The sequence below is a fragment of the Neptunicoccus cionae genome, assembly GCF_002860325.1.
GTDB lineage: Bacteria > Pseudomonadota > Alphaproteobacteria > Rhodobacterales > Rhodobacteraceae > Amylibacter > Amylibacter lutimaris.
Genome location: NZ_PKOJ01000007.1, coordinates 41,174 through 54,455, shown reverse-complemented (window position 1 = coordinate 54,455; position 13,282 = coordinate 41,174). Strand labels below are relative to the sequence as shown.

Annotated in this window: 10 protein-coding genes; 2 read left to right on the top strand and 8 right to left on the bottom strand. The window is 55.9% G+C overall.

The window, feature by feature from the left end; all coding sequences use genetic code 11:
* The first annotated feature begins 29 nt into the window (after positions 1-29).
* The gene (locus C0U40_RS15450; RefSeq protein ID WP_101656710.1) at positions 30-632 is read left to right on the top strand and encodes a sulfotransferase family 2 domain-containing protein; all 603 of its coding nucleotides are present in this window, start codon (positions 30-32) and stop codon (positions 630-632) included.
* 21 nt (positions 633-653) lie between these two features.
* On the opposite strand, the gene C0U40_RS15445 is transcribed toward C0U40_RS15450, so the two are convergent.
* The 3 genes from C0U40_RS15445 to guaB all read right to left on the bottom strand — a co-directional run bounded on the left by C0U40_RS15445 (position 654) and on the right by guaB (position 5,137).
* The gene (locus C0U40_RS15445) at positions 654-2,426 is read right to left on the bottom strand and encodes a hybrid sensor histidine kinase/response regulator (RefSeq protein WP_286135053.1); all 1,773 of its coding nucleotides are present in this window, start codon (positions 2,424-2,426) and stop codon (positions 654-656) included.
* An 83-nt stretch (positions 2,427-2,509) separates the two neighbouring features.
* Entirely contained in the window at positions 2,510-3,679 is a 1,170-nt protein-coding gene (locus C0U40_RS15440; RefSeq protein ID WP_101656709.1) for an RsmB/NOP family class I SAM-dependent RNA methyltransferase, read from the bottom strand.
* Between the two features lie 3 nt (positions 3,680-3,682).
* Positions 3,683-5,137 carry an IMP dehydrogenase gene (gene guaB, locus C0U40_RS15435; RefSeq protein ID WP_101656708.1) on the bottom strand — a complete coding sequence of 485 codons (1,455 nt, stop codon included), beginning with the start codon at positions 5,135-5,137 and terminating at the stop codon, positions 3,683-3,685.
* Positions 5,138-5,289: 152 nt separating this feature from the next.
* Here guaB and C0U40_RS15430 point away from each other — a divergent pair, with 152 nt between their 5' ends.
* Positions 5,290-6,198, top strand: coding sequence for a c-type cytochrome (locus tag C0U40_RS15430; protein ID WP_101656707.1), 909 nt, complete (start codon positions 5,290-5,292; stop codon positions 6,196-6,198).
* A gap of 45 nt (positions 6,199-6,243) precedes the next feature.
* Here the strand turns inward: C0U40_RS15430 and lipA are convergent, their stop codons facing one another.
* From lipA to C0U40_RS15405, 5 genes are all read right to left on the bottom strand, one after another.
* Positions 6,244-7,197 (bottom strand): lipoyl synthase, encoded by a 954-nt coding sequence (lipA, locus tag C0U40_RS15425; protein WP_101656706.1) that lies wholly within the window; start codon positions 7,195-7,197, stop codon positions 6,244-6,246.
* A 169-nt stretch (positions 7,198-7,366) separates the two neighbouring features.
* On the bottom strand, positions 7,367-9,574 hold the full coding sequence (gene katG / locus C0U40_RS15420) for a catalase/peroxidase HPI (RefSeq protein WP_101656705.1): 2,208 nt from the start codon (positions 9,572-9,574) through the stop codon (positions 7,367-7,369).
* Between the two features lie 225 nt (positions 9,575-9,799).
* Positions 9,800-11,194 (bottom strand): dihydrolipoyl dehydrogenase, encoded by a 1,395-nt coding sequence (gene lpdA, locus C0U40_RS15415; protein WP_101656704.1) that lies wholly within the window; start codon positions 11,192-11,194, stop codon positions 9,800-9,802.
* A 130-nt stretch (positions 11,195-11,324) separates the two neighbouring features.
* Positions 11,325-11,903 carry a DUF924 family protein gene (locus C0U40_RS15410; RefSeq protein WP_101656703.1) on the bottom strand — a complete coding sequence of 193 codons (579 nt, stop codon included), beginning with the start codon at positions 11,901-11,903 and terminating at the stop codon, positions 11,325-11,327.
* Between the two features lie 93 nt (positions 11,904-11,996).
* Positions 11,997-13,271, bottom strand: coding sequence for an MFS transporter (locus C0U40_RS15405; RefSeq protein WP_101656702.1), 1,275 nt, complete (start codon positions 13,269-13,271; stop codon positions 11,997-11,999).
* Between the last annotated feature and the right edge of the window lie 11 nt (positions 13,272-13,282).

Below are 13,282 nucleotides of genomic sequence, written 5' to 3'. Positions count from 1 at the left end.
TTTAAGTTGAACAGGGACAATTACCCCGCATGATGGTATTTCTAAAAGAGAAGCTGGTGTTCTTTGCAACGCCGAAAACCGCTTCGACCTCTATCGAAATGGCGCTCGGCCCGAATTGTGACATCCGCATTTCCAAAGTACCGAATGCGAAACACACACCCTACAGGAAGTACCAGCGTCTTCTTGAACCCTTCATTATGACCTTGACCAAGGATGAACCGGACACGGTTGCCGTCATCCGAGAGCCTGTGGAATGGCTGGGAAGCTGGTACCGCTATCGTTCCCGTGAAGAATTGAATGGTACGGCCAATTCAACCGCCGGTATCAGTTTTGATGAATTTGTTGCGGCCTACCTGTCTGACAATCCGCCCGAATTTGCCCGTGTCGGCTCTCAGGCAAAATTCATGTCGGATAAGGACGGTGCCTTGGGTCTGTCCCATCTGTTCCGATACGATGACATGGAAGGGCTGGTCCGCTTTTTGCAGAACCGTCTGAACCGACAGTTCACCCTCGGGCGGGCAAACCAGTCCCCGACGGGGGAAATCACCCTCAGCCCTGCACTTCTCGCCGAATATCAAAAGGCTTATGCACAAGACTTCGAGATTTACGAACGACTGGCACCTGAGCCCTGATCCACGCACAAGAACCCGATTTTACGCCGCAAGGTCGCGCACGGTTTCTGTCAGTTGTTTGAGTGAAAACGGCTTTGGCAGGAAATGTGCGTTCGGGATTTCGCCATATTCTGAGGTGAAATTCTCTTCGGCATAGCCGGAGACGAAAATCACATTCACATCCGGTCTGCTTTCCTGTGCTTTCACCACCCACGTGGGCCCGTCCATGCCCGGCATCACCACATCGGACACGATCAGATCAATGTGGAGATCGGTGTCCTGAAGCTTTTCAAGGGCAATTTCTGCTGATGCTGCTTCGGTCACACGCACTCCTTGCATCGCGAGTGCGCGGGCCACGAAGGTCCGGACCGGAGCTTCATCTTCGACCAGCATAACCGACAGCCCGTTCAGACTTTTCGACAGGTTCGGGCGATGCGGCTTGGCAACGGCTGCAACCTTCTCGCGCCCCTCATGGGCTGGCAGCAACAGAGTGAACTCGGATCCCTCGCCCACCGTGCTGGTGGCAAAGATGAATCCCGACGTCTGCTTAACGATCCCATAGGCCATGGACAGCCCCAGCCCCGTGCCTTCGCCTGTTTCTTTGGTTGTGAAGAAGGGCTCGAAGAGTTTTTCCATATGTTCCGGTGGGATACCGCAGCCTGTGTCGGCGACACTTATCGTAACATACTTGCCTTTCGGCACCAGTACACGATCGACGCGGGTCGGACGATCATACACGCGCATTCCGCTTTTGATAAGGACTTCCCCTCCGTCCGGCATGGCATCTCGTGCGTTGACGACAAGGTTCAAGATCACCTGTTCAATCTGGCGGCCGTCAAGATAAGCGCGGGGCAGATCCTTGCCATACTCTGCGTTCAATCGCACCTTTTCCCCCAACAACCGACTGAGCAGATGTGTGAGATCGGACAGGGTTTCGTTCACCGATACGACCTTGGGCTGCATGGTTTGTTTGCGAGAAAACGCCAGCAACTGCCCCACCAAAGCAGCAGCACGATTGGCGTTCTGGGTAATCTGGATAAGATCGTTGTAGTCCGGATCGCCTTTCTCATGACGCAACAACAGCAAATCACAATAACCTGATATCGCCGTCAGCAGATTGTTGAAATCATGGGCAACCCCGCCGGCAAGCTGGCCAATGGCTTGCATTTTCTGGCTTTGGACAAACTGCGCTTCAAGTGATTTCAACTCTGTCGCATCGCTCAGAGTTGCGATCATTCCGCCCTGACCTTCAACCGGCGGCGGCATCAGAGACACCTGTAAAATCTCTTCCCCGTTGGAGCGTCGCACTTGAACCATTTCAGGGTTTGTCGGCTCATGCAGATCACGCGCTGATTGAATCCACGTTGATACGCTGCGCCCCATTCCTTCAACAAGACTGGCAAACAACGGCGATTCTGCAGGTTCAAGACGCAGGAATTCCCGAGCTGCAGCGTTTGACTGTCCAACCCGCCCACGCGAGTCGATCTGAACAAGAGCGATTGGCAGCCTGTCAAACAACTGTTGCATCTTCTCAGCAACCAGAGTTTCGCTCATCGGGTTAAGGGCTGGTTCGGGCGGTGGATTTTCCTGCTGCCGGTCCTGCGGCAGTTCCGAAACAATTTCTTGATTTTTATCAGTGTGTTGTCGGTATAGTTTTCTTTGCCTTCGGGCAGCAACTACCAAGGCAAACCCTGCAAGAAAGGCGAAAAATCCGAACCAGACGACAGGTTCCGGCATCAACCACAGTAATACGAAACTACAGCCGACAATCCAGACAAGCGCCACTTGCGTGACGTATTGCGAAATTTTGAACACAGCCAAAAAGCCCCCCAGCCGTTGCTGTCAAAATCCCACCACTCACTCTCCCAGAAGAACACTTATCATAATACAAATACACGTCATAGTTGTTTTTGTAATATCGCACAAAAAAATCCGTCACCCGGCCGGTCCAGCAAGAAGCTGCGGGAATTTTGCAACGAATATTCGCTGTGACTGCTTAAAAAGCCGTTAACCACTTCGATATTTTCCCGTTTCAGAAGGGAACAGGTTGCATAGATCAACGTTCCGCCGGGTACGACCAGTGCGCTTGCTTCGGACAGGACCTGTGCCTGGGTTTTCTGCAAGGACGCCAGCCCCTCCGGTTGCAAGCGCCATTTGCCTTCAGGGTTGCGCCGCCACGCACCGGACCCCGAACAGGGCGCATCGACCAGAACCAGATCGAATTCCGCCTTGACCGGTTTCGCTGCCAGCAGCTTTACCTTTGCACCTGCCCGTTTCGCACGTTCCGCCAGAGGCGCCAGACGGGCCTGACTGATATCCCAGGCACACAGCCTTGTGCGGGGTTCCTGTGCAGCCATCGCCAGTGTCTTGCCACCACCGCCTGCGCAATAGTCAAGCACGCGCTGGCCGCCTCGCAGTTCCAGCATTTGCACCAGAGCTTGCGATGCAGCATCCTGAAGTTCCACCAGACCGGACAGGTAAGGCTTGGAACCAGCAACACGACGGGCATTTTCAATAACCCGCAGCGCAGTTGGCACCCCCGTGACCGGCTCTGTCAGGATACTCTCCGCCGCCAGCGCACGGGCCGCAGCCTCCGGCGTGGTTTTGGCAATGTTTACGCGCAGATCAACCGGTGCCCGCTCGCGCAGGGCTGCTGCGCTGGCCTGTGCTTCTTCTCCAAGATCGGACTTGAAAACCTCGACCAGCCACTCCGGCAGGTCAAACTCCTCTGATTGCGCTTTTTCTGCGCCTGCTATCGCGTTGCGCTCGCTTTCATCCAGTGGCGCAGGACCATATCCAGCGCCATTGAAAATCTCATCAGGTGCGATCCCCGCCGCAATGCAATGTCCAAGCGCAATACCCCGCCCCTGCCCGACACCGGACAGGATGGCAAAGCTGTTCAGGTTGCGTAAGGAATCAAACACAATGTCACGCACCGCCGCGCGATCCTTGCTGCCAGCATAGCGGTTGCGCCGCGCCCAGTTGGACAACAGCTTTTCTGCCGGTTCCCCCGTAAGGAAACCGTCCAGAACCTCAATAGCGGCAGCATAACGCGCGGCAGGTGTCATGGATCAACCGACGCGGTAGTTCGGGGATTCCCGCGTGATCTGCACGTCATGCACATGGCTTTCTTTCAGTCCGGCGCCAGAAATACGCACGAACTTGCAGCCTGTGCGCATGTCTTCAATCGTTGCACTGCCGGTATAGCCCATTGCAGCCCGCAGGCCACCGATCATCTGGTGGATTACTGTGCCAGCCGGCCCCTTGTACGGCACCTGACCTTCAATCCCTTCGGGCACCAGTTTCTCGGCGGTGACTTCCTTCTGGAAATACCGGTCAGCCGAACCACGCGCCATTGCTCCGACAGACCCCATGCCGCGGAAGGATTTATAGCTGCGGCCCTGATAGAGGATCACCTCGCCCGGCGCTTCATCCGTGCCACCCAGCATGGAACCGACCATCGCACAGGATGCGCCTGCCGCGATCGCCTTGGCAAAATCGCCAGAAAACTTGATCCCGCCATCGGCAATGATCGGCGTACCTGTTTTCGCACCCTCAGATGCGCAATCGTCAATGGCGGTCAATTGGGGAACCCCGACCCCCGCCACGATCCGCGTTGTGCAGATAGAGCCCGGCCCGATCCCGACCTTTACCGCATCCGCACCTGCGTCGATCAAGGCGCGGGTGGCTTCGGCGGTGGCAACATTACCGGCCACGACCTGTACATCGTTGTTGTAGGCTTTGATCCGCGTCACAGCTTCCGAGACGCTGGCAGAGTGGCCATGGGCCGTATCGATCACCAGCAGGTCAACGCCCGCTTCGATCAGTTGCACCGAACGTTCATAGCCTGCATCCCCGACAGTGGAAGCCGCACCAACCCGAAGGCGTCCGCGCTGGTCCTTACAGGCCTGCGGGTTCAGAACCGCCTGTTCGATATCCTTGATGGTCAGCAGGCCGGTGAGCTTGTTTTCACCGTCAACAACCAACAGTTTTTCGATCCGGCGGGCATGCATCATGGACCGTGCCTCGGTCAGGTCGGCAGGTTCGCGCAGGATGGCCAGATTGTCACCCGTCATCATCGTGTGGACCGGCGTGTCGTCTGCATTGGCAAAACGCATATCGCGGTTGGTTACGATCCCGAGAACACGACCCTTTTCATCAACGACCGGAAAGCCCGTCACGCGATAGCGTTCCTGAAGCGCTTTGGCATCGCCCAATGTCTGGTCGGGGCGCAGCGTCACCGGATTATAGACGATCCCGCTTTCAAACCGTTTCACACGACGCACCTGTTTCTGCTGCTCGTCCAGGGTCAGGTTGCGGTGCAAAATCCCCATGCCGCCATATTGCGCCATTGCAATCGCCATCCGCGCTTCGGTGACTGTATCCATTGCCGAACTCAGCAAGGGAATGTTCAGGGGGATGGATTTGGTCACAAAAGTTCTGGTGTCTGCCGTGGCTGGCAAGACGTTGGACGCACCTGGCACCAAGAGTACATCATCAAAGGTAAGGGCCTCACGAATCTCCATTGCATATCTCCTGCTGGAATACCGCTGTTGGCACGTCCCTATCTCACGGGTTTGGGGAAAAGAAAAGACCCGATCACAGAAATCGGATTGCAGCGGTTGCGGCATAAGCGCTACCCTAAGGGAAACCAAGGCTAAAGCAGGGATACGGGAAGATGGGAAAACTGGTCAGGCTGGGCTTGTTGGGTATCGTCGTCGGGGCCGGAGTGTTCTGGTGGATCACGACTCCCAAGGTCTGGGAACCCGACGCACTGGCTGGTGTGAGTGGCGATGCCGACAAGGGCGAGCTCGTGTTTGCAGCGGCAGGGTGTGCGTCCTGCCATGCGGTCAAAGGCAGTGAAGGTGCAGATAAACTGGCACTAGCCGGTGGTCAGGCTTTTGAAACCGACTTTGGTACATTTCACGCCCCGAACATCTCGCAAAGCGTTGAACACGGGATCGGAAACTGGTCCTTTGCCGATCTGGCCAATGCGGTCAGCTTTGGCACTTCGCCGGACGGGCAGCACTATTATCCCGCTTTCCCTTACACCACTTACGAAAATATGGAGCTTACCGACCTCGCCGATCTTTATGCCTATCTGAAAACCCTTCCAGCCGTGGAAACGCCGAGCCTCCCCCACGAAGTCGGCTTTCCGTTCAATATCCGCCGGACTCTGGGCGGGTGGAAATTCCTGTTTGCAGGTAAAGGCTGGGCGCTTGACGGAGATTTGAACGAAGAGGAAACCCGTGGCCGTTATCTGGTAGAAGCGATGGGCCACTGTGCGGAGTGCCATACGCCGCGCAATGCCATTGGTGGCATGGACCGCAGCCGCTGGATGGCAGGTGGCCCCAATCCCGATGGCGAAGGGCGCATTCCCAACATCACCCCCCATGAAGACGGAATCGGTGGCTGGGCTGCAATAGATATCGAAACCTATCTCAACTCCGGCTTCACACCTGAATTTGACGTGGCTGGCGGGCAAATGGCGGATGTGGTGGAGAACACCAAGCTGCTGCCCCCCGAAGATCACGCAGCCATTGCCGCTTATCTGAAAAGACTGGAACCGCTTGCGCGCGCAGAATAAACCTGCGCGCGACGAACGAATTCATATAGCCGGGTAAATACCGGTTCAGGCCAGCCCCAGCGCCTTGTTCCGAGACTCCCGAAGACGGGCAAAGTCATCCCCCGCGTGATAGCTTGAACGGGTCAGTGGCGTGGCCGAAACCATCAGGAACCCCTTGCCGTAGGCCGCCTTTTCATAGGTCGCAAATTCTTCCGGCGTTACGAACCGGTCGAGCACATGGTGCTTTGGCGTTGGCTGCAAATACTGGCCGATGGTCATGAAATCAATGTCGGCTGCCCGCATGTCATCCATCACCTGCATCACGGCCTGTTTGTCTTCTCCCAGACCAACCATAATACCGGATTTGGTAAACATCGACGGATCAAGTTCCTTTACCCGCTGCAACAGGCGCAGGGAATGGAAATACCGTGCACCGGGGCGCACCTCGGGATAGAGCCCCGGGACCGTCTCAAGGTTATGGTTGAACACATCCGGACGGGCCGCAACCACCACTTCCAGCGCTTCAGGGGCGCAGCGGATGAAATCCGGTGTCAGGATTTCAATCGTTGTATCAGGCGATTGTTTTCGCACGGCGCGGATGGTCTGGGCAAAATGCTCTGCCCCGCCGTCTTCCACATCGTCGCGGTCCACCGAAGTAATCACCACATGGTTCAGACCCAGCTTCTTCACCGCAGCCGCCACGCGGCCCGGCTCGAACACATCCAGTGCTTCCGGCGGCTTTCCGGTTGCAATGTTGCAGAATGTGCAGGCGCGGGTACAGACCTCGCCCATGATCATCATGGTGGCGTGGCCCTGTGACCAGCATTCGCCTACATTCGGACAACCGGCTTCTTCACAGACCGTGACGAGCTTGTTTTCGCGCATGATGTTGCGGGTTTCAAAATACCCTTTTGAGGTCGGTGCCTTGACCCTGATCCAGTCCGGTTTTTTGGGCTGGGCGTTGTCGGGTCGCTTGGCTTTTTCGGGATGCCGTTGGGACGGGATTTTCAGATCGCGCATGAGAGCCTTCCTTGGTTGCCCCTTTATCCCCATATTATCGCGAATTTGCAACAGGAGCAGTAGGGAATCCGCATGGCAGCCATGCGCAGACCGGAAAGCGCGGACGATACGATAAAAAAGGGCAGAGCTTTGCGGCCCTGCCCCTTTAATCGTTTCGAATTGACCTGAATTACTTCACATCAAAGCGATCGGCATTCATCACCTTGTTCCAAGCGGCGATGAAGTTCGGGATGAAGGCATCCGTTGCATCCTCGCTGGCGTAAACCTCGGCCAATGCCCGCAGTTGCGAGTTGGAACCGAACACCAGATCGGCGCGGGTCGCAGTCCAGCGCAGCTCGCCGGTTTTGCGGTCGCGGCCCTCATAGACGCCTTCCTCCTCGGATTTCTTCCACTCGGTCGCCATATCCAGCAGATTCACGTAGAAATCTGTTGTCAGGGTTTCCTTGCGATCGGTGAACACGCCATGTTGGGACTGGTTTGTGTTCGCGCCGAGTACACGCAGGCCGCCGACCAGCAGGGTCATTTCCGGAGCTGTCAGGCCGAGCAGTTGGGCACGGTCCACCAGCAGTTCCTCGGGAGAGACCGAATACTGTTTGCGCTGGAAGTTACGGAACCCGTCAACGATTGGCTCAAGCACATCGAAGGACTCGACATCCGTTTGCTCCAGTGACGCATCCATACGGCCCGGTTTGAACGGCACTTCAACCACGTGGCCCGCATTTTGCGCTGCCAGTTCAATTGCGGCACAACCTCCAAGTACGATCAGATCGGCCAAAGACACTTTCTTGCCGCCAGTCTGGGCTGCGTTAAAGTCCGATTGCACCCCTTCAAGCGTTTCAAGCACACGCGCCAGTTGCTCCGGCTCGTTCACTTCCCAATCCTTTTGCGGCGCAAGACGGATACGTGCACCATTTGCACCACCCCGTTTGTCAGATCCGCGATAGGTCGATGCAGATGCCCAAGCTGTTGAAACCAATTCACTGATGGACAGGCCAGAGGCAAGGATTTTGCCTTTCAATGCAGCAATATCATCGGCGTCGATCAGGTCGTGATCAACCGCAGGGATCGGGTCCTGCCAGATCAGCACTTCCTGTGGCACATCCGGCCCGAGGTACAGATCACGTGGCCCCATATCACGGTGGGTCAGCTTGAACCAAGCGCGGGCGAAAGCATCCGCAAACTCTTCCGGATTCTCGTAGAAACGGCGGGAAATCTTTTCGTAAACTGGATCAACCCGCAGCGCCATGTCGGCTGTGGTCATCATCAATTTGACAGGTTCACCTGAGCCGTCCACTTGTGGGGCGTGGTGCTCCAGCGGCAGGTCTTTGGCTTCCCAGATATGGGCACCGGCAGGGCTTTTGGTCAGTTGCCATTCGTTGCGGAACAGCGCCTCGAAGTAACCGTTGTCCCACTGGATCGGATTGGACGTCCAAGGGCCTTCGATGCCGCTACCGATGGTATCAACACCTTTACCGCTGCGGAATTTGCTGGTCCAGCCAAGACCTTGTTCCTCGATCGCAGCCCCTTCGGGCTCCGCGCCCACATGGTCCGGTGTGCCCGCACCATGGGCCTTGCCGAAGGTGTGACCACCAGCGACCAGAGCCACTGTTTCCTCGTCATTCATGGCCATGCGGCCGAATGTGTCGCGGATGTCAAAAGCCGACGCCAGCGGATCAGGGTTTCCGTCCGGTCCTTCCGGGTTCACATAGATCAACCCCATCTGAACTGCGGCCAGCGGATCCTCAAGCTTGCGGTCGTCGCTGTAACGCGTGTCACCGCCCAGCCATGTGGTCTCCGTGCCCCAATAAATATCCTCTTCCGGTTCCCAGACGTCTGCGCGGCCACCTGCGAAACCGAAGGTTTTCAGTCCCATCGATTCCAAGGCACAGTTTCCTGTCAGGATCATCAGATCGGCCCAGGAAATCTGGCGGCCGTATTTCTGTTTGATCGGCCAGAGCAAACGGCGCGCTTTGTCCAGCAGCACGTTGTCAGGCCAGCTGTTCAACGGCGCAAACCGCTGTGTGCCGGATGTCGCCCCGCCACGGCCGTCACCCATGCGGTAAGTCCCCGCAGAGTGCCACGCCATCCGGATGAAGAATGGGCCGTAATGTCCGTAATCCGCAGGCCACCAGTCCTGGGAATCCGTCATCAGGTCAAAAATATCTTTCTTGAGGGCTTCAAGATCAAGTTTTTGGAATTCTTCCGCATAATCGAAGTCCGGCCCCATCGGGTCGCCTTCCATGGAGTTCTGGTGCAGAATCCGCAGGTTGATCTGGTTCGGCCACCATGAAGAATTGCCAGTGCCACGGCTCATTGCATTTGTGCTGCCGTGGATAACGGGGCATTTGCCACCGGTTTTGACGTCATTACCGTCCATCGTGTTCCCTCCGTTGGGTGATTAGAATCTCGCGGTCGATCCTTACTGAGTCCTGTAACAACCGATCCCGATTTTGCCTGAAGCCTGTTTAACAAAGACAGTTCAGAAGTTTAAGTTTGATTAAACGATACTTTTGATAGTTAAAAATTATCACCAAGATTTACACATGAAAAAGGCGGCCCTGCCCTGCAGAACCGCCTTTTTCAGAACAAATTGCCTGTCTTGCTAAAAGTGAATCGCCGCACCGTAAGCATCAAGAACACTTTCGTGCATCATCTCTGACAGGGTCGGATGGGGGAAGACCGTCTGCATCAGGTCTTCCTCGGTGGTTTCCAACTGGCGCCCCACCACGTAGCCCTGAATCAGTTCGGTCACTTCCGCACCGACCATATGCGCCCCCAGCAATTCGCCGGTTTTGGCATCAAAGACAGTTTTCACCATGCCCTCGGGTTCGCCAAGCGCAATGGCCTTGCCGTTGCCGATAAACGGGAAGCGCCCGACCTTGACCTCATAGCCTGCTTCTTTGGCCTTGGCTTCGGTCAGGCCGACACTGGCCACCTGCGGGTGACAGTAGGTACAACCTGCTATGCTTTCGGGTTTGACCGGATGGGCATGTTTGCCCGCCACCAGATCAGCCACCATGACACCTTCATGGCTGGCTTTGTGGGCAAGCCACGGCGCACCGGCGATATCACCGATTGCAAAAACCCCGTCCGCAGCCGTCCGGCAGTATTCATCGGTGATTACATGGGTGCGATCCACCTTGATCCCCGCTTCTTCCAGACCCAGCCCCTCGACATTGCCAACGATACCAACAGCGGAAATGACCGTGTCAAATTCCAGCTTTTCGACCTTACCGCCTTTTTCGATATGGGCTGTGACCTTACCCTTGGCGCGGTCCAGTTTCTTGACCGTGGATTTCTCCATGATGGTCATGCCCTGCTTTTCAAACTGCTTTTTGGCGTGTTTGGAGATTTCTTCGTCTTCTACCGGCAACACACGGTCCATCACCTCGACAACGGTTGTGTCCGAGCCGAGCGTATTGAAGAAGCTGGCGAATTCGATGCCAATCGCGCCCGAGCCGATCACCAGCAGTTTTTTCGGCATATGGGGCGGGTTCAGAGCATGACGATAGGTCCAGACCCGTTCGCCATCAGCCTCTAGCCCCGGCAGTTCGCGGGCACGCGCCCCTGTGGCGACAACGATATTCTTGGCCGACAGGGTTTGCTCCCCGTCATTGTTCGTCACCAGAACCTTACCTTTACCGGCAAGTTTGGCCGCGCCCATTACGACGGTGACCTTGTTCTTCTTTAAAAGATGTCCGACGCCGCCCGAAAGCTGTTTGGCCACCCCGCGAGAGCGTTTGACCACCGCATCCAGATCGTAATCAATACCTTCTGCCTTCAGACCGAACTCCTTGGCGCGGTGCATCAGGTGGAATACTTCGGAGGAGCGCAACAGCGCCTTGGTGGGGATACAGCCCCAGTTCAGACAGATACCGCCCAGATGTTCCCGCTCGACAACGGCAACCTTCAGACCGTTTTGCGCCCCGCGGATCGCACAGACATAGCCTCCGGGCCCTGCGCCTATCACAATCATATCAAACTGGGTGTCGGCCATTCTCGTCCTCGCAGAATTGGTTCAAGGTTAAACTATCTTGCAACTAGGATGCTACATTTCATCCCCGCTCGCAAGAGCACACCATAAACTAAGACAAAATCAGCCTGTGAAAACCTGTGACCATTCCTGCTCAGGCGGCGGCTTTGACCTCTTGTGTCATCTGCTGGTAGCCGCCGTTTTCCAAAAACGCGACTTCGCCTTCTGTGGAACTGCGCCCCAGCGCATTGTTGCGGTAGGGAAAACGTCCGAATTTGCGGATCACAGCACGATGGACTTTGGCATGCAGCAAATTAGTGCTGCCCTGCGCGCTCATCCGTTTTGCGATCAGACGGACACAGCGTTCCTGATGAGTCAGGCATTCGGAATGCATGAACGGCAGATAGAAGAACTGGCGCTCGGGTTCGCCCGTTCGCATATCGTACCCTTCGTCGATGGCATGTGCGGCCACTTTAAGCGCCTTGCCATCGGTTTCAAAAGCGCGCGGGTCTTCACGAAACATGTTGCGGGGAAATTGGTCCAGCAGGATCAACAACGCCAGCGATTTGTCAGGGCAACTGCCCCAACTGTCATATTCGCCCCGTTTTGCCGCCTCATAGTCGTCCATGAAACGGTCTTTGATCGTGTCATCAAGCGCCTTGGTGCCCTGATACCATCCTTTGGGTCCGACTTCGTTAATCCAGAACTCGATAATCTCTTTGGCTTTGTCCATCGTTCTCTCCGACATAGCTACACACAAAATAACAGGGCCTTACGTTACAGACTTGTTACTTCACAGGTATGCGTCAACCATTTTTTAACTATTTTACAAACTGTTAACGCTATCGTTGTTTTCTTCACCCTCCAATGCCATCTCGATTGCGACTTCTTGCGCAACCTCAAAGGCCACCGGAGAGGCCGTGCTGAACACCGGCGCGTAGCTGTTTGTGTCGTCCACATCCGGCGAGGCACGCTGGAACGTCCGGTAGATCGCATAGACCGCCATCGTCATGGTCAGCGCACCGATATACAGGAAGAAACTGTCAGACCCGAAGGTGGACATCATCCAGCCCACGATCAGCGGGCCGGCGATGGCCCCGATCCCGTTGACAAAAATCAAACCGCCACTGGCCGCAGCCATATCTTCCAGTTCCAGAAAGTCGTTGGTATGTGCCAGTAACAGCGAATACAGCGGGTTCGCGACACCGCCGATGATAAAGCTACAGATCAGGATCAGTGTGAAATTCCCTGCAAAAGCAAAGGCTACCAGTGTTGCAGCCGTTCCGATCAGCGTGATCCCGATGATCAGCAGACGCCGGTCCATCCGGTCTGACAGCCAGCCGATCGGGAACTGGCACAACATCCCGCCGACATAGATGATCCCTACAAAGAAGGAAATCTCACCAACGCTCATACCCTTTTCGGTGCCGTAAACCGCCGTCATCCCGAAGAGAGCAGCAAAAATCGCCCCCAGCAGGAAAGAGCCGGTAATCCCGAGCGGCGAGGCATGGTATAGTTCTTTCAGGCTCATCGGTTTGGTGGTGTGGAACACCGGCGCGGGGCTGACCGAGAGGAGAATCGGCGCAAAGGAAACAGAAACCGCAACCGAGATAATAATAAACAGAATGAAGCCGCCCACATCGGCAAAGTTCAGCAGCCACTGCGCTGCGACAATCCCCATCATCTGAACGATGAGATATGCCGATAGTGCCTGCCCGCGTGTTTCGTTGGTCGCAGAATCATTCAACCAGCTTTCAGCGACCACATACACGCCGGAAAAGCAGAAACCGACAATGACTCGCAGAAAGAACCATACATACTCATTCGGGATCGCCGCATAGAGGATCAACGCAGCAGAGATCATAGAGGCAAGAGCGGCAAATACGCGAACGTGCCCGACCCGCCGGATCATCCCCGGCGCCATTTGCGATCCCCCCAGAAAGCCGACGAAATAGCCGGACATGATCAGGGACATGGCGCCCGGTGTGAACCCTTCGAGCGCCCCGCGAATCCCGAGCAGTGTACCTTGCACACCATTGCCCAGCATCAGCAGGAACATTCCCAGCAGAAGCGCCCAGGAGTTTTTCAGTACAAGTGTCATGTCGTCGCCTA

Bases quoted from the DNA above. Each gene is read 5' to 3' on its own strand.
- C0U40_RS15450 (WP_101656710.1), top strand. From the start codon at position 30: ATGATGGTATTTCTAAAAGAGAAGCTGGTGTTCTTTGCAACGCCGAAA.
- C0U40_RS15440 (WP_101656709.1), bottom strand. From the start codon at position 3,679: ATGACACCTGCCGCGCGTTATGCTGCCGCTATTGAGGTTCTGGACGGT.
- guaB (WP_101656708.1), bottom strand. From the start codon at position 5,137: ATGGAGATTCGTGAGGCCCTTACCTTTGATGATGTACTCTTGGTGCCA.
- C0U40_RS15430 (WP_101656707.1), top strand. From the start codon at position 5,290: ATGGGAAAACTGGTCAGGCTGGGCTTGTTGGGTATCGTCGTCGGGGCC.
- lipA (WP_101656706.1), bottom strand. From the start codon at position 7,197: ATGCGCGATCTGAAAATCCCGTCCCAACGGCATCCCGAAAAAGCCAAG.
- katG (WP_101656705.1), bottom strand. From the start codon at position 9,574: ATGGACGGTAATGACGTCAAAACCGGTGGCAAATGCCCCGTTATCCAC.
- lpdA (WP_101656704.1), bottom strand. From the start codon at position 11,194: ATGGCCGACACCCAGTTTGATATGATTGTGATAGGCGCAGGGCCCGGA.
- C0U40_RS15410 (WP_101656703.1), bottom strand. From the start codon at position 11,903: ATGGACAAAGCCAAAGAGATTATCGAGTTCTGGATTAACGAAGTCGGA.
- C0U40_RS15405 (WP_101656702.1), bottom strand. From the start codon at position 13,271: ATGACACTTGTACTGAAAAACTCCTGGGCGCTTCTGCTGGGAATGTTC.